18 protein-coding genes are annotated in these 19,711 nt (G+C 63.1%); 9 read left to right on the top strand and 9 right to left on the bottom strand.

Annotated elements, in window-relative coordinates; all coding sequences use genetic code 11:
• Positions 1 to 102 precede the first annotated feature (102 nt).
• Positions 103 to 1,173, bottom strand: a complete 1,071-nt coding sequence (locus RX331_RS29395) for a glycosyltransferase family 4 protein (protein ID WP_317258270.1) — start codon at positions 1,171 to 1,173, stop codon at positions 103 to 105.
• A gap of 304 nt (positions 1,174 to 1,477) precedes the next feature.
• Here RX331_RS29395 and RX331_RS29390 point away from each other — a divergent pair, with 304 nt between their 5' ends.
• The 4 genes from RX331_RS29390 (at position 1,478) to RX331_RS29375 (ending at position 7,363) form a co-directional block, all read left to right on the top strand.
• Positions 1,478 to 3,241 carry an ABC transporter ATP-binding protein gene (locus RX331_RS29390; protein WP_317253094.1) on the top strand — a complete coding sequence of 588 codons (1,764 nt, stop codon included), beginning with the start codon at positions 1,478 to 1,480 and terminating at the stop codon, positions 3,239 to 3,241.
• A 67-nt stretch (positions 3,242 to 3,308) separates the two neighbouring features.
• Positions 3,309 to 5,507, top strand: a complete 2,199-nt coding sequence (locus RX331_RS29385) for an amylo-alpha-1,6-glucosidase (protein ID WP_317253093.1) — start codon at positions 3,309 to 3,311, stop codon at positions 5,505 to 5,507.
• Between the two features lie 42 nt (positions 5,508 to 5,549).
• The gene (locus tag RX331_RS29380; protein ID WP_317253092.1) at positions 5,550 to 6,035 is read left to right on the top strand and encodes a PRC-barrel domain-containing protein; all 486 of its coding nucleotides are present in this window, start codon (positions 5,550 to 5,552) and stop codon (positions 6,033 to 6,035) included.
• Positions 6,036 to 6,124: 89 nt separating this feature from the next.
• Positions 6,125 to 7,363, top strand: coding sequence for an MFS transporter (locus RX331_RS29375; protein WP_317253091.1), 1,239 nt, complete (start codon positions 6,125 to 6,127; stop codon positions 7,361 to 7,363).
• Here the strand turns inward: RX331_RS29375 and RX331_RS29370 are convergent.
• The 4 genes from RX331_RS29370 to RX331_RS29355 form a co-directional block, all read right to left on the bottom strand.
• Positions 7,326 to 8,540, bottom strand: a complete 1,215-nt coding sequence (locus RX331_RS29370) for an MFS transporter (protein WP_317253090.1) — start codon at positions 8,538 to 8,540, stop codon at positions 7,326 to 7,328. The genes RX331_RS29375 and RX331_RS29370 overlap by 38 nt on opposite strands.
• A 116-nt stretch (positions 8,541 to 8,656) precedes the next feature.
• On the bottom strand, positions 8,657 to 9,148 hold the full coding sequence (locus RX331_RS29365; protein ID WP_317253089.1) for a cupin domain-containing protein: 492 nt from the start codon (positions 9,146 to 9,148) through the stop codon (positions 8,657 to 8,659).
• Positions 9,149 to 9,263: 115 nt separating this feature from the next.
• Positions 9,264 to 10,625 (bottom strand): NAD(P)/FAD-dependent oxidoreductase, encoded by a 1,362-nt coding sequence (locus tag RX331_RS29360; protein ID WP_317253088.1) that lies wholly within the window; start codon positions 10,623 to 10,625, stop codon positions 9,264 to 9,266.
• 73 nt (positions 10,626 to 10,698) lie between these two features.
• A complete protein-coding gene (locus RX331_RS29355; protein ID WP_317253087.1) occupies positions 10,699 to 11,190 on the bottom strand; it encodes a DUF302 domain-containing protein in 492 nt (163 codons plus the stop codon).
• A 244-nt stretch (positions 11,191 to 11,434) separates the two neighbouring features.
• Here RX331_RS29355 and RX331_RS29350 point away from each other — a divergent pair, with 244 nt between their 5' ends.
• Both RX331_RS29350 and RX331_RS29345 read left to right on the top strand, forming a co-directional pair.
• Entirely contained in the window at positions 11,435 to 11,719 is a 285-nt protein-coding gene (locus RX331_RS29350; RefSeq protein WP_317253086.1) for a hypothetical protein, read from the top strand.
• 78 nt (positions 11,720 to 11,797) lie between these two features.
• On the top strand, positions 11,798 to 12,517 hold the full coding sequence (locus RX331_RS29345; RefSeq protein ID WP_317253085.1) for a peroxiredoxin-like family protein: 720 nt from the start codon (positions 11,798 to 11,800) through the stop codon (positions 12,515 to 12,517).
• Positions 12,518 to 12,556: 39 nt separating this feature from the next.
• On the opposite strand, the gene RX331_RS29340 is transcribed toward RX331_RS29345, so the two are convergent.
• The 3 genes from RX331_RS29340 to RX331_RS29330 form a co-directional block, all read right to left on the bottom strand.
• Entirely contained in the window at positions 12,557 to 12,883 is a 327-nt protein-coding gene (locus RX331_RS29340) for an antibiotic biosynthesis monooxygenase family protein (RefSeq protein ID WP_317253084.1), read from the bottom strand.
• A gap of 54 nt (positions 12,884 to 12,937) precedes the next feature.
• The gene (locus tag RX331_RS29335; protein ID WP_317253083.1) at positions 12,938 to 13,657 is read right to left on the bottom strand and encodes a DUF899 family protein; all 720 of its coding nucleotides are present in this window, start codon (positions 13,655 to 13,657) and stop codon (positions 12,938 to 12,940) included.
• Between the two features lie 93 nt (positions 13,658 to 13,750).
• Positions 13,751 to 14,653, bottom strand: a complete 903-nt coding sequence (locus tag RX331_RS29330; RefSeq protein WP_317253082.1) for a LysR family transcriptional regulator — start codon at positions 14,651 to 14,653, stop codon at positions 13,751 to 13,753.
• A gap of 166 nt (positions 14,654 to 14,819) precedes the next feature.
• Here RX331_RS29330 and RX331_RS29325 point away from each other — a divergent pair, with 166 nt between their 5' ends.
• Positions 14,820 to 15,644: a 3-hydroxybutyrate dehydrogenase gene (locus RX331_RS29325; RefSeq protein WP_317253081.1), complete on the top strand. Its 825-nt coding sequence runs from the start codon at positions 14,820 to 14,822 to the stop codon at positions 15,642 to 15,644.
• A 23-nt stretch (positions 15,645 to 15,667) separates the two neighbouring features.
• Positions 15,668 to 16,819 (top strand): patatin-like phospholipase family protein, encoded by a 1,152-nt coding sequence (locus tag RX331_RS29320; RefSeq protein ID WP_317253080.1) that lies wholly within the window; start codon positions 15,668 to 15,670, stop codon positions 16,817 to 16,819.
• On the opposite strand, the gene glgA is transcribed toward RX331_RS29320, so the two are convergent.
• Complete coding sequence (gene glgA, locus RX331_RS29315; protein ID WP_317253079.1) at positions 16,797 to 18,251, bottom strand: glycogen synthase GlgA; 1,455 nt, start codon at positions 18,249 to 18,251, stop codon at positions 16,797 to 16,799. The genes RX331_RS29320 and glgA overlap by 23 nt on opposite strands.
• Positions 18,252 to 18,444: 193 nt before the next feature.
• Here glgA and RX331_RS29310 point away from each other — a divergent pair, with 193 nt between their 5' ends.
• Entirely contained in the window at positions 18,445 to 19,650 is a 1,206-nt protein-coding gene (locus RX331_RS29310) for a CoA transferase (RefSeq protein WP_317253078.1), read from the top strand.
• Positions 19,651 to 19,711 lie beyond the last annotated feature (61 nt).

Raw genomic sequence — 19,711 nt, 5'->3', positions numbered from 1 at the left:
CTCCGCGGTCATTGCGAGGAGCGAAGCGACGAAGCAATCCATGTCTCGACGTGCGGACAGATGGATTGCTTCGCTTCGCTCGCAATGACGGCGAAACCTTCGCTACTCCGCGCTGCTGACCAGCTTGATCCGCGGCTCGGCCTGCTCCGTCAGCTTGCGATAGGCGGCAAGATAATCGAGCGCCATGCGGCGCGCGGTGAAGCGGGCTTCGAATTGCTTGCGGATGGCCTTCCGGTCCAACCCGATCAGACGATCGACCACACCGACCGCGCTGGTTTCATCCTCCACCACGAAGCCCGTGAGTCCGGGATCGATGATCTCCGGGACCGACCCGCGGTTATAGGCAATAACCGGCGTACCGCAGGCCATCGCTTCGATCATCACAAGGCCGAACGGCTCGGGCCAGTCGATCGGGACCAGAAGGCCGATCGCGCCGGAGAGGAAATCGGATTTCTCGCGGTCGCCGATCTCGCCGATGAATTCGACCAGCGGATTGTCTTTGATAAGCGGCGAGATCACCTCATCATAATACTCCTGGTCGGCACGATCGACCTTGGCTGCGATCTTGAGCGGAATACCGCAGCGCGTGGCGATCCGGATCGCGCGGTCGACGCCCTTTTCCGGTGCAATCCGGCCGAGCACGGCGAAATAGGAAGGCTTCACCTGCTGCGGTGTCAGCAAGTCCTCCGGCAATCCATGGTGAATGGTTTGCACCCAGTTGGCTTGCGGCACCGGCCTACGCTGCGCGTTGGAAATCGATATCACCGGGATTTTGGAGAAGGTGTTGAATACCGGCTGGTGCTCCGGCAGGTCGAGGCGGCCGTGCAGCGTGGTGAGGAAGGGGGTCGGCTGCCGGTAGAACAGCGAGAATGGATAGTAGTCGAGATGAAAGTGCAGAAAATCGAACTCTTCGTCGTCGCATTTCTGCCGCACGCGCTCCAGCATCTCCATGTGCAGCGCATTAGGATCCCGGACCGAGCCATCGAGGCGCAACGCTTTTGGCCAACCCGCGTCCAGTTTCGCCGAGGTATGTGAATCGCCGCTGGCGAATAACGTGACGTCCTGTCCTAGCGCTACCAGTTCTTCGGTAAGCCAGTGCACGACCCGCTCGGTGCCGCCGTACAGTTTGGGGGGAACAGCCTCCGTCAGCGGGGCGACCTGCGCGATGCGCATCTTTCCGTCTCCTGTCTGGATTGGTGGTTTGAGTGAAGCCCTCTGCCCGCAATCGGCACCAGTGTGCCGACAACGGGAACGTTCCTGCATCTGCGAAGTTCCAATAAGCTGCACATCTTGCTTCTTCCACACGGCTGTCTTGCTGATGCCATCTGACAGAAACAGATTTACGGCCATCTCGATGCTGCAGAATTGTTGCGCGTTGATGGCCACGCGCATGGAAATCCGAAACGACACTCTTCACGTCACCGTGTGCGGCAGGCGTTAGAGATTCTTGTTCACTCTCAACAGGTTTGCGGAACTCATGGATCATCTCTCAGGATATGCGCGGCGTCCTTTTCCATTCGTCCTGCGCTATCTGCGCCAGCGTCGCACGGCTCACGTCATCATTGTGTCCGCGGTCGTGGCAGCCGTTGCCTGTTCGGTGGGCACGCAATACGGCGTAAAGAATCTGGTCGACAGCCTGACCGCCGGTTCATCGCACGCAGGTAACGTATGGCTGGCATTCGCTTTTCTCATGTCGCTCATTGCCGCCGACAATCTGTTGTGGCGAGTGGCGAGCTGGATTGCGAGTTTTACCTTCGTCGGTGTCACCGGCGATCTCCGGCGCGACATGTTCCGTCATCTGACGGGGCACGCTCCCAGCTATTTCTCCGACCGGCTTCCGGGCATGCTCACAAGCCGCATTACCGCAACGTCGAACGCCGTCTTCACCGTCGAAAACATGTTCGTCTGGAACGTGTTGCCGCCATGCATTGCGACGGTTTCGGCGATCCTGTTGATCGGGACGGTGAGCCTTGCGATGTCCGCAGGCCTGATCGTCATTGCGGCGATCATGCTGATGGCGATGTTCCGCCTCGCCGCGGCAGGCAAGCCGCTGCATGATGACTTCGCCGACAAGGCGGCGGCGGTGGACGGCGAGATGGTCGACGTCATCAGCAACCTGCCGCTGGTTCGCGCTTTCTGCGGCCTCAGCTACGAACATGACCGCTTCGACGCCACCGTCGAGCGGGAACTCGACGCCCGCGGCCGCAGCCTGCGCTATCTGGAAAAGCTGCGGCTCCTTCACGCGGTCGTTACCATTGTACTGACCATTGCGCTGCTCGCATGGGCGATCACGCTCTGGCAGAGCGGCGGAGCGACCACCGGCGACGTTGTGCTGGTCTGCACGCTCGGGCTTTCGATCCTGAGCGCGACACGCGATCTGGCGGTGGCGCTGGTCGATGTGACCCAGCACGTCGCCCGCCTGACCGAGGCGATTGCAACGCTGCTGTTGCCGCACGAGCTGAAGGATCATCCCGAGGCCGAGCCGCTGATCGGCAGCGGCGCCGCCGTCGCCTTCAATAATGTCGCGTTCCACTATCCCGGTGGGTCGCAGGTGTTCGAGAAGTTCTCCCTGCGCATTCAGCCGGGGCAACGGATCGGGCTGGTCGGCCATTCCGGCGGCGGCAAATCCACGCTGTTCATGCTGCTGCAGCGGTTCTACGACATTCAGCGCGGCAGCATCACGATCGACGGTCAGGATATTTCGCGGGTGACGCAGCAAAGCCTGCGCGAGGCGATTTCCGTGGTGCCGCAGGACATCTCCCTGTTCCATCGCTCGATCATGGAAAACATCCGTTATGGACGGCCCAACGCGACCGACGACGAGGTGCTGCGCGCGGCAATTGCAGCGCGCTGCGATTTCATCGAAAATCTGCCGGAAGGCATGGCGACCATCGTCGGCGATCGCGGCATCAAGGTCTCCGGTGGACAGCGGCAGCGGATCGCGATTGCGCGCGCCTTCCTGAAGGACGCGCCGATCCTGCTGCTGGACGAAGCGACCGCGGCGCTCGACAGCGAATCCGAGGAGGCGATCCGCGAGGCATTGTCGCGGCTGATGCGCGGGCGTACCGTGATTGCGATCGCCCACCGCCTCGCCACCTTGCGCAATTTCGACCGCGTGGTGGTGTTGCAGGGCGGACGGATCATTGAAGATGGACCGCCGGATATTCTCGTGCAGGGAAGGGGCCCTTACCGCGAACTGGTTGCGCGCGAACTGGGCCGTCTCGCCAGCTATGCGGCCTGAACTGCGGCAGTAGCGTTTGTGTCTCGATTGCGTCCATCACCGCGCGAGAAAATCGCTTGAGGTCCAAATGACAGCCGAAGTCACCCAACTCATCACCATCGAGGCTGCCGAGGTCGTCGGGGAATCGCCGTTCTACATCCCGATGACGGGGCCGGCGACGCGGCAGCGCCGCTCCCTCAAGCATGACGACACCTTCATCGTACTGGACAGCCATGGCGACATCGGCGCGTCCGCCGGCGGCCCCGACGGCCTGTTCAATGCCGATACGCGCTATCTCGCCCGGCTCGAGATGGTGCTCGACGAAGTCCAGCCGCTGCTCCTCGGCTCCAACCTGCGCGACGACAATTCGGCGCTGACCGTCGACCTCACCAATTCCGACGTCTACCGCAACGGCCGCCTCGTGCTGCAGAAGGATACGCTGCACATCGTGCGCTCGATCTTCCTGTGGCGCGGCTCGGCCTATCAGCGCATCGCGCTGCAAAATCACGGCGACCGGCCTGCGAGCTTCGACCTGACGCTGTTGTTCGACAATGATTTCGCCGATCTGTTCGAGGTGCGCGGCGAGCGCCGGCCGCGCCGGGGCGTCGGCTCCAGCCGGCTGCTTGGCCCCTCCGATGTTGTGCTGGAGTATCGCGGGCTCGACAGCCAGATCCGTATCACCGCGCTGCATTTCGAGCCCAAGCCGACACGGCTCGCGGTCAATTCGGCAACGTATCATTTCGAGCTCGCGCCGAAGGAAGTGATCGCGCTGTTCGTCACCGTGTCCTGCAACAAGCCGATCATGCAGAAGCCGGCGCCGTTCTTCCGTGGCCTGCTCGCGCACCGGCGCGAGACACGGCGCTCCACGATGGGCGCGGCCAATATCGAAACATCGAACAACATCTTCAACGAGGTGCTGTGCCGGGCAATGGCCGACCTCAACATGCTGATGACCGAGACGCCGCAAGGCCGGTACCCCTACGCCGGCATCCCCTGGTATTCGACCACGTTCGGCCGCGACGGATTGATCACCGCGCTGCAGATGCTGTGGATCGATCCGCGCATCGCCCAGGGCGTGCTGCGGCGGCTCGCTTTCTTCCAGGCCAAGACCACCGATCCCCAGGCCGACGCCGAGCCCGGCAAGATCCTGCACGAGATGCGCGGCGGCGAGATGGCGGCGCTGCGCGAAGTGCCGTTCGCGCAGTATTACGGCAGCGTCGATTCGACCTCGCTATTCGTTCTGCTGGCCGGCCTCTATGTCGAACGCACCGGCGACGAGGAGACGTTGAGAGAACTGTGGCCTGCCATTGAGGCGGCCTTGCAATGGATCGACGGGCCCGGCGATCCCGACAAGGATGGCTTCGTTGAATATCAGCGCGCAACCGAGCAGGGGCTTGCCAACCAGGGATGGAAGGATTCGCACGATGCGATCTTCCATGCCGATGGACAGCTAGCCGAAGGATATATCGCGCTAGCCGAGGTGCAGGGCTACGTCTTTGCCGGTAAGCGGCTGGCGGCGCGCTGCGCCCGGCGGCTCGGATTGATCGAGATGGCGGCGAAGCTCGAGTCCGAAGCGCTGCTGCTTGCTGACCGTTTCGAGGAAGCATTCTGGTGCGAAGAACTCGGCACCTACGCGCTGGCGCTCGACGGGGCCAAGCGGCAGTGCAAGGTGAGAAGCTCGAATGCCGGCCACGTCTTGTTCACCGGCATGGCGAGGCCCGATCGCGCACGGCTGGTGGCGGCGGATTTAATGAGTCCGAAATTCTTCTCCGGGTGGGGCATTCGCACGATCGCGCGCGGAGAGGCTCGCTATAACCCGATGTCCTATCATGACGGATCGATCTGGCCGCACGACAATGCGCTGATCGCGCTCGGCTTCGCGCGCTATGGCTTGAAGCATTCGGTCGCGCATCTGTTCAAGGGCCTGTTCGACACCGCAAGCTACATGGACCTGCGGCGTCTGCCGGAACTGTTCTGCGGATTCCAGCGCGAAAGACGGCGCGGGCCGGTGCTTTATCCCGTCGCCTGCGCGCCGCAGGCTTGGGCCAGCGTGACGCCCTTCACGCTGCTGGAGGCGGCGCTCGGCCTCGAATTCGATGCTGCCCGCGGCGAAATCCGCCTGCGGGATCCACGGCTGCCGGAATTTCTGAGCGAGGTGGTGCTGCGCGACCTGCGCCTCGGGCCCTCCAGCGTCGACTTGAGGGTCCGCCGTCACGGCGATGAAGTGTCGCTCGAAGTGCTACGAACCCGCGGCCAGATTCAGGTGTCGATCGTGTTGACGCATTAGGAGCCATGCGCGGCTCATGTATCTAGAGGTCGGGAGGGCCCCATGCGCATCGCTATACTCGTCGCAATTCTGATGGCCGGCCTCGCGGCCGGTCCGGCGTCCTCCGTTGCGCAGGATACCGGGACGACACAGGGCGCGCGCACCGCGCCGGCGGATGCCGCCAAGGAGCCGGCGCCGCCACCGTCGGTTACCGTGATCGGCGCCAAGGATGCCCACGGCATTCTCGGGCGGGAGGTCCGCAGCGCGGCGAACGAGGACATGGGACGCGTCGTCGATGTGATCGTGGATCGCGATGGCACGGTGCGCGCCGCGGTGATCGACTTCGGCGGCTTCCTTGGCGTCGGTAGCCGCAAGATCGTGGTCGACTGGAAAGCATTGCGTTTCGGCGGCGTCGCCAACAAGAAGGACAGCATCACGCTCGAACTGACCAAGGCTCAGGTGGCGGCGGCGCCTGAATACAAGGAGGACGCACCTGTGATCGTCCTCGGTGCAGCCGGCCGCTTGCAGCCGTGGGATTTTGATCACTAGGGAGCCATAACCTGGTCGCGCATCCGTCCCCAGCGCTGGACCGGATAGCCGACGATCGCCGTGGGCGATCTGCCGGTGCGGGCGACGTCGTGCCGCTTTCGCCCCCGCCCGGAAAGAGGCCGAAGCCCTCGCGCGAAAGCCAGCGCGGCCTCGATTGGTTCATTTTCTTTCTCGCCGACGTGCAGACCGGATTCGGTCCGTTCATTGCGGTCTACCTGACGACGCAGAAATGGACCCAGGTCGAGATCGGATTCGTGCTGTCGATCGGCGGCATCATCGGCCTGCTCGGGCAGATGCCGGGCGGTGCCATCGTTGATGCCGCGCGCTCCGAGCGGCTGGTGGCGGGCCTCGCGGTAGCCACTATCGGCTGCGCCGCGCTGGCCTATGCGCTGTGGCCGATCTTTCCGGTGGTGACGGCGGCGGCGACGCTGCATGCGCTGGCGAGTTGCGTGCTGGGGCCGGCGATTGCCGCGCTCAGCCTCGGCCTGGTCGGGCCTTACGCGATCGGGGAACGGCTCGGCCGCAACGCCCGCTTTGCGTCGCTCGGCAACGGTTCGGCCGCCGCGCTGATGGGCGCAACGGGCTACCTGCTGTCCAACCGTGCGGTATTCATCGTCACCTTCCTGCTGGCGATTCCGACATTGTTGGCGCTGTCTCGCATCCGCGCGCAGGAAATCGACGTGGCGCAATCGCATGGCGCTGTGGCGCGCGAGGTCCCCGACAAGGAAGCCACCAGCGTTTTCCACCTGCTGCGGCAGCGGCCGCTGTTGATCTTTGCCGGCGGCGTGCTGCTGTTTCAGCTTGCCAATGCCGCGATGCTGCCGCTGATGGCGGGCGTGGTCACGACGCGGTCGAGCCAGTGGGCACCGGTCCTGATCGCCGCCTGTATCATCGTGCCGCAAGCCATCGTGGCGTTGACCTCGCCCTCGGTCGGGCGCAAGGCGCAGGCCTGGGGCCGGCGGCCACTGCTGCTGCTGGCATTCGCTGCATTGGCGATCCGCGGCCTGTTGTTTGCCGTGGTTCGCGATCCCTATCTCTTGGTCGCCGTGCAGGTGTTCGACGGCATCACCGCGGCCGTGCTCAGCGTGATGGTACCGCTGATCGTGGCCGACGTCGCGTTCGGCAGCGGCCACTTCAACCTCGCGCAAGGCGTCGTCGGAACGGCGACCGGTATCGGCGCGTCGCTCAGCACGGTGCTTGCCGGTTATATCAGCGACACGTTTGGCAGCAGCATCGCCTTTACCGGCCTGGCCGGAATCGCGGCCCTTGGCCTGACGGTCATCTGGCTGTTCATGCCGGAGACGAGGCGGGTTGAGGGCGAAGCGTGAGGCGCGCGGTCAGGAGCGCTGCCATGGCGAGCGCCGCGCCGACGCCCGCGATGCAGGAGGTCCACCCAAAGCGGTCGAACAATTGGCCCAGCACGGCGCTGCCGGCGAGCCCGCCGAGGAAGTAGCAGGCGAGATAGGTTCCGCTGGCGATGCCGCGGTTGTCGCGGGCGGCCTGCCCGACGAAGCCCGTGGCGCAGGCCTGCGCGAAGAAGGTGCCTACTCCGAGCAGCGCCATGCCGGTTAGCACCTCCGGCAGATGCGGGGACAGCATCAGCGGCAGGCCGAGGGCGGCGAGTGCAAGCGCGCCCCAGATCGCCCGCCGCGTGCCGAACTGCGCGACCGCCTTGCCCGCAAACAGCGTCGTAACCACGGAAGGGGCGAAGACGAAATAAACGAAGCCGAGATCCATCCGGTCGAGCGAAAGCGGTGCGCGCACGAGCACGAAGTTGACGAAGGTGAAGGTGCCGATGAAGGCGAACAGAATGCAGAACCCGATGGCGAAAGCCGAGCGCAGTGCCGGGTTTCGCCAATGACCGAGCGTCGCCGCAATCGGTGATTGCGTAGCGGGCATCATATGCATCGGCTTGACCCGATGGATGGTGAAGTAGACCAGCACGGCGCCGGCGAGATTGAGCAGCGCGAAGAAATAGAAGTTCGAGGCCAGCCCCAACGTATCGGCCACCGCTGCTGACACCAGCCGGCCGATCAGATTGCTCGCGACATTGCCTGTGATGTAGGCCGCGAATGCGCCGCCCGCATCCACCGCGCTGCATTGTTCGCCGAGATAGGCCAGCGTCAGCGCAAAGGCCGAGGCCATGCAGAGGCCCTGCGCGATGCGGAGAAAAGTGAAAGTCGTCAGATCGGGCGCCGTTGCCAGCAGCGTGGTAGGGATCGCCAGTGCGGCCAGGCTCAGGAGAATGCCGAGCCGCCGCTCGATATGCGGGCTGAGGAAGCCGACCACGAAGCCCGCGACCGCCATGCCGACGGTGCTGGCATTGACGGCAAAGCCCATGGCCGCCGGGGTTACGTTGTAGTGCCTGGTCAGGGAGGGCAGAATCGCCTGTGTCGCGAACAGGTCGACCACGGTCAGGAACGCGGTGAGACCGATGACAAGGGATCGCAGCGCGACACCCGGCGAGGGACCCGGCATTTCCATCACATTGGACATGTCGGTCATGGTGTTTCTCGCGGATCGAGGAAAAGGACGTGACGGCTGGGCGTGTGGAGCGACACGGGGACTCCCAGGCCGTCACATCGGCAACGAGACGTCGGGTGGGCGCTCGATACAGACGGTTACATGTTGTGGTCGTGCGGATCCTTGCGGACATCGCCGACATAGAGAATGACGGTTTCCTTGCCGAGGTTCTTCCACCAGTGCGAGGTGCCGGCGACCTCCGGCCTGATCTGGCCGGCCTTGTGCACGATCGGCTCCGAGCAATTGCTGGCATATTCGACGATCTCGCCCTGCTGGACGAAGATCAGCGCCGGGCGGTCGTCATGGCTGTGCCAGGGCACGATGCCGCCGGGCTCGATCGTCAGCTTGCGGAAGCGCAATTCACGCTCCTTGATATTTGCCGGCTGCTTCTCGAGATTGATCGCACCGAGCGTGACGTCGGTAACGCCGACCGCCTTTTGGTCGACCATCGGGCGGACATTCGCCTGCATCTTGCCGGCCGGGCATTCGCCGGCGACGGCCGCGGATGCCGCCGCAAAGGCGCCTGCGACGAAGGTGGCAAGCGCGAGGCTTTGCCGGATATTGCGTGACGTGACGTTGGAATTGAACATCGTGGTCTCCTCTGTTTGTCTCGGCTCCGAATAGTCCGGCCGGCTACGTCATCACCATCATGGAAATCGCGCGCGGGAGGAAATGCCGGTTGGCTCTCGAAACGATAGCGGCGCGCTATGTGTAGCCGAGCATATGCTTGAGATCGGAGGAGAACGTCGGATAGGCGTAGATATTGTCGCGGATCTGGCTTGCGGGAACGCCAAAGCGCATCGCCAGTCCGAAAATGTTGATAAGCTCCTGTCCGGAATGCCCGACGATGTGGGCGCCGAGGATGCGATCGCTCGATCGATCGACGATCACCTTCGACCAGGCCACAGTCTCGGCATAGGTCCTTGCCGAGAACCAGCCGAGCATGTCGTTGACGTGAACGTTGACGTCCAGCCCCTTCTGCGGGGCGGCGGCCTCCGTCAGGCCGACTGAAGCGAGCGGCGGCACTGTGTAAACGGAGGTCGCCATACTGGCATAGTCGGGACTGTATTTGGGGCCTTCCACAATGTTGCGGCCGACGATGTCGTCTTCATAGGTCGCGATCGGCGATAGCTGCGGCGAGGTCGGCACCGCATCGCCGCAAACATAGACGTTGGGGTTGGACACCGATCGCAGGTGCCGGTCAATCGCGATGCGGCCATTGCCCTGCTCGACCTGGCCTAATGCGAGATCGAGCGGTTCGATATTGGCGACGCGGCCGGCACCGTTGACCACGCGGTCGGCCTCGGCCGCATGTTCGGTCGCGCCGTGATCGAAGATCACGCGCAGGCGGCCGTTCGCCCTTTCGATGCGCTTGACGCGGACGGCGGTTTTGACCCGGATGCCAATGCGCTCGCTCTCGCCCTGCAGGCGTGCGACGGCGTCCGAATCCATCGCGGGCAGCAATTGCGGCAGCGCTTCGAGGATCATGACGTCGGCGCCGGCGTGGGCATAGACATGGCCGAATTCCAGTGCGATCACGCCGCCGCCGATGAAAATAACCGAGCCGGGCAATTCGCGCTCGCTCAGCATGTCATCCGACGTGATCATGAGCTCGGCGCCGGGAATCGGCAACGGCCGCGGCCTGGACCCCGTCGCGATTACGATATGCCCGGCGTGGAGTTCGCGGTCGCCAACGCGGACGGTGTTCGGCCCGGTGAAGACGCCGCGTCCGTTGATGACCTCGACCTGGCGCCTGGCCATCGAGCGGGCGAGGTTGGCGGAGATATCCTTGATCATGTCCTTCTCTCGGTCGATCAGGGCCGCCCAGTCGAGTTTCGGCTTGCCGATGGCGATGTGATGGATAGAGGCACGTTCGATCTCATGCAGCGCGTGGCCGGCGGCCACCAGCACCTTCTTCGGCGTGCAGCCGCGGTTCGGGCAGGTGCCGCCGAGAAGATCGGCCTCGATCATCGCGACCGACATGCCGGCGCGCCGAACGGGTCCGGTCACGCCGATGCCGGCGTTGCCGCCGCCCAGAATGACCACATCGAATTTCTCTGGTGCCATTGAAGCAATCCTTTTCGCATCAACAATCAGGCCGCGCGAGGCGGCCTGGCGGGTTGGATGAACAGGCGCTCAGCTATCTTGTCGCAATCGTCGAAGTAATCGAGCCGACGACCCTGGTCGCCATCTCGAACTGCGCGCTGCGATCCCTGATGTTGTGGCGCTTGGCGATCCAGCCGAAATCGGTCCACACCGCCCAGACGTCACCATTGTCGTCCTGGGTGAGCAGCAGGCGGACCGGCCAGTCGAGCCCGGCATTCGGGTTCGAGGTGATGAACTGGGTTCCGAGCGGCGGATTGCCGAACACCAATAGCGTCGAGGGACGCAACTTGATGCCGGCGTCCGCCGCGAGCTTCGATTGGTCGATCTCCAGGAAGAACTTGATGCCTTTTGCGGCGATATCCGCCTTGATGCGGGTGATCGCCTCGGCCATCGGCACGGCGCTCTTGACGCGGACGATGCCGTCGTCGCTGTCGGCGCGCGCAGCGGAGACAGCGGAAAGAATCAGCGTGGTTAGCAGTAGCGAGACACAGAAATTCGCAAGGCGGTTCGTCAAATGACCTGTCATCGGAAATCTCCTGTCGATGGGTGCATGCCAGCGCATGCGGTCGCGGACAGGATGAAGGCCGGATCGGTCAAGCTGAAATGCGAAGTCGCTTTGAAGTCGATAGCGAGGCGCTATCGACCCGCCTTCGATACGCCCTGGCTATCGAACCAATTGGGCAACGGCATTTCTCACATGGGCCGGTCCGGTCTCTGATGGGACAGCGCCCGATTAGCGGGCGTCTCCATCCAAGCAGAGGAATTTGCCCATGAATATCCTTTCCAAGACGCTCATTACCGCGGCGGCGTTTGCCACTGTTGCCACCACCGCCTTCTCGCAAAGCGCCTGGGAAATCAAATCCGGCATGGCCTACATGTATGGCGGCCCTGGGAAGATGTCGTCGATGGCGATGGCCGCGACCCCCAAGAATCACGACGCGATGATGAAGAACGCTAAGAAGGTGCCTGACAACACCGTGTTCTTCATGAACAACGGCCAGCTCTATTCGGCCTCGGGCATGCTCGATCCGACCGGCAATTTCTACATTCCCTGATCAAATCGCTGCGATGTCCGGGCGGCCCTTGCGGGGCGGCCCGGACCGGAAAATAATATGGCAATGCCGGAGCAAGCCATGACCACCATGCTATCGCCAGCCAATGCCGAGCGTCTCAAGGAGGCGTTCCTGCGATGCCGCGACATGGAAGGCTCCCTGCGCGAGCAGCTCGAGGCCTACGCCGCCGCGGGGCGGGAGATCTTTCCGGCCTATGGCGAGGCGGTCGATCGCCTCGTGGTGCGGCTCAATGAGAACGGCGGCGGTGAAAACGCGCCGCGGCCGGGCGAGGCAATGCCGCCGTTTCTGCTGCCGGACGAGACCGGCCGGCTGGTCAGCCTGAAGTCGCTGGTCGAGCAGGGCCCGGTCGCGGTGATGTTCTATCGCGGCCATTGGTGCCCTTATTGCCGGCTGAATGTGCGGGCGGTGATTCAGGCACAGGACCGCATCAAGTCGCTCGGCGCCCAGTTGGTCGCGATCATGCCGGAGACGCAGGCCTATGCCGAAAAATTCAAATCCGAGGCGGGCGCGCCGTTTCCCGTGCTGACCGATCTCGACAATGGGTACGCGCTATCGCTCAACCTGGCGATCTGGCTCGGCAGCGAAATCCAGCAATTGCTTTCATACCAGGACATGGCGAGTTTCCATGGCAATGACGGCTGGGTGTTGCCGATCCCGGCCACCTTCGTGGTCGGCCGCGATGGACGGGTGAAGGCACGTTTCGTCGATCCCGATTTCCGCAAGCGCATGGAGATCGACGACCTGATCGCCGCGCTGAAGGCAGCGAGCGAAGAGCGGTGACGCTACACCCGCGGATTGTGCGTGATCGGACGGCGCTGCTTACCGTCCGCCGTCCATGACTTCGGTCACTTCGTACAGATGAGGATCGATCTCGCTGGTTATCTCGTCGAAATGACCCCACCGCTTGCGGAATTCCGGCGACTGATGGGCCGATCGCAACAGATCGCGATTCTGCCATTGCACATAATTGACGATGCGACGGCCATCGAGACTGCGATGCAGGCTGATGGAAACGAAACCCGGCTGACGCGCCATGAAGCGGGCGCGCTCGGTCATCACCGACAATGCCTCTGCCTGCTTCTCAGGCTCTGACTCGATGATGGTGATCTGGGTGACGGGCTGTTTTTCGGTATGGATCTGCGGCATGGCTGATCTCCCTTGAATACTTCAATCTAGGTGTCTGCTCTCAAAGAGCGCGGTCTACTCGTAGTTCACCTTCGGAAAGAAATCGCCGCGGCCTTCCGGTGTCATGTCGAGAAGCCCCCAGAGCGGGTCGACGAGATCGCCGGCGCGATGGTGCTGCTTGGGAGCCGGCGGCGCGAAGCTCATCTCCGAGCCCCAGAAGTGCCGGATCGTTCCGTTGGTCTTCTTGAATACGTTGAAAATGGTTTCGTCCCAGTCCTCGCCATCGGGAACGCGGTGTTGCCTGCGCATTTCCCTGGAAAATCTTGACGTGTCACCAAAATAGTCCGCGTCGTAGCTGTTGCCCGAGGTGGACAGCAACGACAGATGCTCCCAGCCGCGTTCGTGCGCCCAGGCGGCAAGCCGTGCGATTGGTGATTTCGCGACGATGTGGAGCGCAGCGCGTTCGCCGATATGTCTGGCGGCGCCGTCTATCCCGTCGAGCAAGTGGGTGCAGCCTGGACACGGCAATTCGCGTTCGGGCCCGTACATGAAGCTGTACAGGATAAGCGTGTCATGTGGGCCGAACAGCTCGGACATCTTCACTTTCTCCGGCATATCGGTCTTGCCGATCCGCTCGAAGACGTAGTCCTTGGGTATCTCGCCGCCGGGCGGCAGCGCTCGACGCTTTGCCGCGACGGCCTCCATCTGGGCCCGAAGCGCAATTTCCTCATCTAGAAGGGCGTTGCGCGCGGATCGATATTCTGCACTTTCATTGGGATAATGAAGGTGTTCCATGGCTGTCCTCTCAGACGCTGGGGAACTTTGTTCGTGAATAAACGCGCCCTGGAAACTGGAGTTCCGCTCACAGCGCCGCCTGCGTACGGGTGCTCAAGACGCCTGCGTGTTGCCGATCAATTGCTGCCAGTTGGCGCCACGCAGCATCCGCATCACCGCGGATGCCACGGCGGTCCGTTCACGTCCGGCGACGCCATAGAGATTCACGGTGCGCCGCGCCTCCAACCCATCGACATTGGCGCGCTTCAGCGTTGGCGGGATCGACGCGGTATCCGGCACCACGGCGACGCCGATATCGGCCTCCAGCAGTTCGATCAGATCGCGCTCGGAAGCGATCTCATGGCAGCGATCGACGTCCAGGCCGTGTTCGCGAAGCGAAGAGTTCACGCGCGCCGCGTGCTCGCAGTAGTTCCGCGACAGCAATTGTTCAGTGCGGAGATCACCGAAATCGATCTTCTCGCGCGTGGCCAGCGGATGATTCCGGCTGATGACGAGTTGGAAGTTCTCCGTAAACAGCGGCCAGGTATCGAGGCGTTCCCATTCCTCGCTGATTTCGGCAGCGATACCGAGTTCGGCTTCGCCGCGCTTGAGATACTCCGCGACCTCGCGCGCATTGCCGCGCAGGAAGCGAAACTCCAGGCGGTTGAACATCCGCTTGATCTGGTCGAGATGCGGAATCAATAGCGACAGATCGACGGAATGGGTCAGCGCGATCCGCAGCGCGCCGACTTCGCCACTCCTGAACGAGGACGCGAGTTCGCGCGCGCCGGTCGCCGCCTCGTAGCATTGCTTGAGCAGGGGATGCATGCGCTGGCCGAGCTCGGTCAACTGCGCGGCCGGGCGCTCACGGCGAAACAGGTCGCCGCCGAGTTCGGCTTCCAGTTGCTTGATGGCCCGCGTCAGCGACGGTTGCGTGACGTTGCACTCGTCGGCGGCCCGCGTGAAATTGAGCACGCGCGCGACCGCAAGAAAATAGCGAACCTGATGCATCTCCATGGCCGTGCCCCGGTCTGTCTTGGCTGCACCGTAACCGATCGTGGCAGGCGATGACACCATAACCGCCATAGCAACGGCCTATGGTTTTGGAAGCCAAACGGCATTTCATCAGATGAAGGCGGCCGGGCAGGGTGGCGGCAGCGAACTTCCACCCGAAAGGACCGCCATGAATATTCAGCTCAAAGCCCAAGGTATTGCCACAGTGCGCCCCCTGGCCGGCAAGGTGTCCATGGTGACGGGGTCGACCAGCGGTATCGGGCTCGGGATCGCCCGGGCGCTGGCGGAGGCGGGCTCGGCAGTGGTTCTGAACGGGTTGGGCATTGCGGCCGAAATCGCCAAAACCCGCACTCAGATCGAAGCCGATTTCGACGTCGCAGTCAGCTATTCCGCGGCGGACATGACAAGCCACCAGGCGATTGCGGAGATGATCTCATCCGCCGTCGTCAGTCACGGCCGGCTCGATATCGTCGTCAACAATGCCGGCATTCAGCACGTTGCGCCGCTCGAGCAATTTCCGGTCGAGAAATGGGATGCGATCCTGTCGATCAACCTGTCGTCGGCGTTCCACACCACGCGCCTGGCGCTACCGGCGATGCGCCAGAATGGTTTCGGCCGCATCATTAACATCGCCTCCGCGCATGGTCTGGTCGCTTCGCCCTTCAAGGCGGCCTATGTCGCGGCCAAGCACGGCATTGTCGGTCTAACCAAGGTAACCGCGCTGGAGACGGCGGAAGACGGCATCACCTGCAATGCGATCTGCCCGGGTTACGTCTACACCCCGCTGGTCGAGGCGCAGATTGATGGCCAGGCCAAGGCGCACGGCATTTCCCGCGAAAAGGTCATCCACGACGTCCTGCTGGCGCAGCAGCCGAACAAGCGCTTCGCTACTGTCGAGGAGTTAGGCGCGCTGACGGTGTTTCTCGCCGGCGATGCCGCGGCGTCGATCACCGGCATCGCGCTGCCGGTCGATGGCGGCTGGACCGCGCATTGAGAAAGAACATCGAGGAGCGTGACATGCATAGGGTAAGCGAAGTCTGTTCATCGCCTGATATCGGAGCGCGGACCAGCCAGGTCGTGCTGGTGCTGCAGGGCGGCGGCGCACTCGGCTCCTACCAGGCCGGCGTCTACCAGGCGCTGAGCGAGGCCGGAATCGAGCCGAACTGGATCATCGGCACCTCGATCGGCGCCATCAACGCCAGTCTGATCGCAGGCAATTTGCCGCACAACCGCCTGCCGCGGCTCCGCGCGTTCTGGAAGCGGATGGAACAGAATCCGCTCTGGAGCTTTCGCGACATCTTTCCGGGCTTCAACGAAAAGCTTGCTTACTGGTCGACGGTGACCCACGGCATTCCTGGTTTCTTCCGCCCCAACCCGCTGGCCCATGCCGGCGATTCCTATCCGCTTGGGTCCGACCATGCCGGCTATTATTCGACCGTCCCGCTGGAGCGGACGTTGACGGAGCTGGTCGACTTCAATCTGGTCAATCAATGCAGGCCGCGCCTGACGGTTGGTGCCGCCCATGTCCGCACCAGCCAGATGCGCTATTTCGACAGCCGGGATGGCGAGCTTGGCATCAAGCATGTCATAGCCTCGGGCGCATTGCCGCCGGCATTCCCGGCAATCCGCATCGATGGCGAGCTTTACTGGGACGGCGGCATCCTGTCGAACACACCGACGGAGGCCGTGTTCGACGACAATCCGCGCAAGAATTCGCTGATCTTCGCCGTGCATCTGTGGAATCCGGCGGGGCCGGAGCCGACCACGATGGCGGAGGTGCTGAACCGCCACAAGGATGTGCAATATTCAAGCCGGATCGCCAGCCACATCGCCCGCCAGCAGCAGGCGCATCGGCTGCGCCATGTCATCAACCAGCTTGCCGCGCGCCTGCCGGAAGCCGAGCGCAACAACCCGGAAGTGCGGGAGCTTGCCGGTTACGGTTGTCCGACGCGAATGCACGTGGTGCGGCTGCTTGCGCCGCAGCTCAGCCGAGAGGATCATACCAAGGATATTGATTTCAGCCCGTCCGGCATCATGCAGCGCTGGGACGCCGGTTACCGCCACACCAAGGCAGTGCTCGAAAGAAAGCCGTGGATCGGCGAATTCGATCCGCTCTCGGGCGTCGTGCTCCACGAGCAGATGGAAGTCATGCCGGAAGCGGCTGAGTAGCGGCCGTTGTCACAATCGAGGGTGCGACGGTCTTGCGATACAGCGCGCTGTAAAGCGACGCCGACAGATCCCAGCTGAACGAACGCGCCATGGCGCTCCGCCGCATCGCATCAAGCTTATCCTTGGCACGGAACGCGTCGAACGCACGCCTGACGCCGCCGAGGAAGGACTCCGGCGACGGTTTTGAAAACAGGAATCCGGTTTCGCCATCCTTGATGGTTTCCGCAAGGCCCCCGGTCTGGTGGCCGATCGGCAGCGATCCGAACCGCTGTGCGTACATCTGGCTCAGTCCGCACGGCTCGAACCGCGAGGGCATCAGCGTGAAATCGCTGCCGGCGAACATGCGCCGGGCCTGCGCGTCGTTGAAACCGATGACGACGCCGATCGCATCCGGCCTGCGGCGATGCGCGTCGACCAGCGCCTTTTCGATCTGCGGCTCGCCGCTGCCGGTCACCACGATCTGTCCACCGGCCTCGATGATTTCGTCGGCGGCGTGCAGCACGAGGTCGACACCCTTCTGGTGCACCAGACGGGCGACAAGGGCAAACAGCGGCCCGCGGGTCAGTGCCAGGCCAAACTGCTTGCGGACGTAATCGGCATTGGCCTGCTTGCCCTCCCAGTCGCCGGGGGCGAAGGTCTGTGCCAATTGCGCGCAGGCGCTGGGATCCCAGCTTTCGTCGATGCCGTTCAAAATGCCGGTCAGTTGGGCGGCGTTCGAGCGCTTCTGCAGCAGGCCTTCCAGCCCGCAGCCGAGCTCGTGCGTTGTGATCTCCTTGGCGTAGGTGGCGCTGACGGTAGTCAGATGCGAAGCATAGACGAGGCCGCCCTTCAGGAACGACACGTGGTCGTAGAACTCCAACCCGTCGATGTGGAATGAACTCTCCGGGGCGCCGATCCGGCGCAGCGAGTCCGGCGGGAACAGGCCCTGATAAGCAAGATTGTGGATGGTCAGGATCGAGGGGATCCGCGAGCCGCGCCAGGCCAGATAGGCCGGCGCCAAAGCGGCCTGCCAGTCATTGGCATGGATCAGGTCTGCTGCCCAATTCTTGTCCAGGGTGCCTGCGGCAAGTTCGGCGGCGGCCGAGGCGAAGCGGCCGAACCTGATGTCATTGTCCGGCCAGTCGCGTCCTGATTCATCGCCGTAGGGATTGCCGGGACGGTCGTAAAGCTCTGGGCAGATCAGAACATAGACAGGCAGACCATCCTTGGTCGCGGCACGTCCGAGCAGACAGGCCGGCATTTCGGCGAGGGCGGGGCATTCCCCAACGATTTCAATGTGGGTGAGCTGCTCGACGACGTCGTGATAGCCCGGCAGCATGATGCGGACGTCGCTCCAGCGGCGCAGCGCCCGCGGTAAGGCTGCGGAAACTGCGGCAAGGCCGCCGACGCGGATGAAGTCATCCATTTCAGTGGTAACGAACAAGACCTTCAAGGCAACGTCCTCGTACCAGCCGTCAAGAAACTTATTGAGAGCAATGCAAGAATAGGTCCAACTTCCACACGTACAACGCGCGCTTCGGACTGTCGTTCCTGAGGGAACCACTTTCCTACCGGCGCTGCACAATTTAGGGTCGCGGCCGCCACCAAAAACGAATAGCCGCCAACGGCCGAAGGAGCGTTACGAAATGACCATAGCCGGCAATGATCAGAGGAATTTAACAGGCAGCTTCGCAGGCCTGCGGGTCCTCGATTTCTCAACCACGATTGCCGGACCCCACTGTACACGAATGCTCGCCGATATGGGAGCGGAGGTTATCAAGATCGAGACCGAGGAGGGCGAAACGATGCGGACCCGCCCGCCGGTACGTAATAACTGCTCGACCGCCTTCGGCCAGCTCAATGTCGGCAAGAACAGTCTTGTTCTCGATCTGAAATCGCCGAAGGGGGTGGAGGCCGTCCGCCGCCTCGTGTCGACGGCGGACGTGTTGGTCGAGAACTTCCGCCCCGGCGTGATGCGGCGGTTGAAGCTCAATTACGCCTCGCTGCAGTCTCTCAATCCGAAACTGGTCTACTGCTCGATCTCCGGATACGGCCAAACCGGGCCATCGGCGGAGCTGCCGGCCTATGCGCCAGTGATTCACGCAGCCTCCGGCTATGATATGGCGCATCTGGCCTACCAGCCCGGACGCAGCCGGCCGGACTATTGCGGCATTTATCTTGCCGACGTGCTGACCGGCGTCTACGCGTTCGGCGCCGTCTCGGCCGCGCTGTACCAGCGCGCAGCGACCGGGCAGGGCCAGCACATCGACGTCTCGATGCTGGAATCGATGCTGAGCCTGACGCTGAACGAAGTGCAATGGTCGCAGTTCGAGGTGAAGCCGACGCAGCGGCCGATGTTCGGCCCGATCGAAACGACAGACGGCTATGTGATGATAGCGATCGCCAGCGAGAAAACCTTCCAGAGCCTGATGCAGGTGATCGGTCACCCCGAATGGGTCAGCGATCCGCGCTTTGCCAAATATTCCGATCGCCGGGAAAACTGGGTCAGCCTGATGGAAGGCGTCGAGGCGTGGTCCCGCACCGTGACCACGGCGCAATGCCTCGTAGCGCTCAATGCGCAGGGCGTTCCGTCGTCGGCCTACCGCACGGTCGCCGAGGCGCTGCGCGATCCGCAGATCGCCCATCGCGGCGCATTGGCAGAAGTTGAGGACGGCGGCGGCACCTTCAAGGTGCTCAACCTGCCGTTCCGCATGTCCGCTGCCAAGGTGTCGGCGGCGCCGCGCATGTCGACGCTCGGTGAGCACACGCGTGCCTATCTGAAAGAGACCGGCCTGTCGGAGGATGAGATCGCGGCCTTCGCCGGCAAGGCGCAGCAGGCTGCGCGTGGCTGACGGCGTACGATCCGCATAGCGAAATATGAACCTGCGGCTTTTCACCCGCCGCGTGTGATCG

Source organism: Bradyrhizobium sp. BWA-3-5 (genome assembly GCF_032917985.1).
In the GTDB taxonomy this organism is placed as follows: Bacteria; Pseudomonadota; Alphaproteobacteria; order Rhizobiales; family Xanthobacteraceae; genus Bradyrhizobium.
Note: the sequence above shows the minus strand (reverse complement) of the source record. Positions and strands in the feature narration are given on the sequence as shown.